Source organism: Micromonospora zhanjiangensis, assembly GCF_042650605.1.
GTDB classification, from domain to species: Bacteria; Actinomycetota; Actinomycetes; order Mycobacteriales; family Micromonosporaceae; genus Micromonospora_J; species Micromonospora_J zhanjiangensis.
On record NZ_JBHSBN010000107.1, the window covers coordinates 1 to 1194 of the forward strand.

Below are 1194 nucleotides of genomic sequence, written 5' to 3' on the forward strand. Positions count from 1 at the left end.
GAACGCGTGAGCGGCGATGACGAGGGTGGTCCACCGGTGCCAGGCCCGCCAGCGGCGGTGTTGGTGCTGGTCCAGGCCGAGGCCCGTTTTGGTGGCCTGGAACGATTCCTCGATACTCCACCGTCGGCCGGCGACAGCGACCAGGTGGTGCAGCGGCACGAGGTGGGGTGACCAGCAGCGGTAGAAGGCCAGCTCACCGGTGCGGTTGCGGCGGATCAGCAGCCAGTGGTGACCGCCGTGCTGGTCGGCGGCCAGGGGCAGGGTGACGAACGCCCAGTCGTAGTAGCGGTGACCTTTCGCCCCCTGGCCTGCGGAGATCCGCTGCCACGCCCGGGTCGGCAGGTCGGCGGCGATCTGGTCCGCTCGCTGGATACCGAGCCCGGTGGGGACACGGTGCGAGCAGGCGACCGCGAGGACGTAACCCAGATCGTGCCCTCGCAGGGCCGCGGCCAGGTGCGGGTCACCGCCGTAAACCTCGTCGCCGGCGACCCATCGGCATGGCAGCCCGCCCGCGACAGCGGTGTCGATCAGCCGTCGTGCCAGCTGCGGTTTCGTGGCGAACCCGATCGCCTCGGGCACGCCGGCCTCCGCGCGCCGCGCGGGGTCTTCGGTCCAGGACTTCGGCAGGTAGAGAGCGACGTCGACCAGGGTGTGCCCGGCTGGTGAGGCATAGGACAGGTGCACCGCGAGCTGACAGTTCTCGATCTTCCCGGCGGTGCCGGAATACTGTCGTTGCACCCCGACGGTGTGCACACCCTTCTTCAGATCCCCGGTCTCGTCGATCAGCAGCACACCGTCCGGATGCCCGAGTTTGACCGCGACGAAGTCCCGCACGTCAGCACGGACCTGCGCGTCGTCCCACACGGCCCGACCGATCAGGTCCTGCATCCCACCCGGACCGTCGTCACCGGCGTGCTCCGCGATCGTCCAGCAGTTCTTCGTCGGCAACGGCGCCAGCAGCCCAGCCATGAAGTCCCGCACCCGCAGGCGGGACTCACGCCGAGCGAAACGCGACCCGACCACGTCCATCAGCTCGTCGAACAGCCCAGACCATCGCCGGGCGTCTACTCTGTAGGCGGCAGCCACCGCCGTATCTTGGGTCCACACAACCACGAGACTCAGCGGTGGCTGCTCCACGCCCACGGACAAAACCACACCGCTCCAGCAGGCCAGAACGGATCTCCTGCTGGAGTA

General features: G+C 68.9%; 1 protein-coding gene. It reads right to left on the reverse strand.

Translation table 11 applies throughout. The annotated features are described in order from the left end of the window. A partial coding sequence (locus tag ACFOX0_RS34140) for an IS701 family transposase (RefSeq protein WP_377553816.1) occupies positions 1 to 1029 on the reverse strand: 1029 nt, incomplete at its 3' end. Positions 1030 to 1194: the final 165 nt, after the last annotated feature.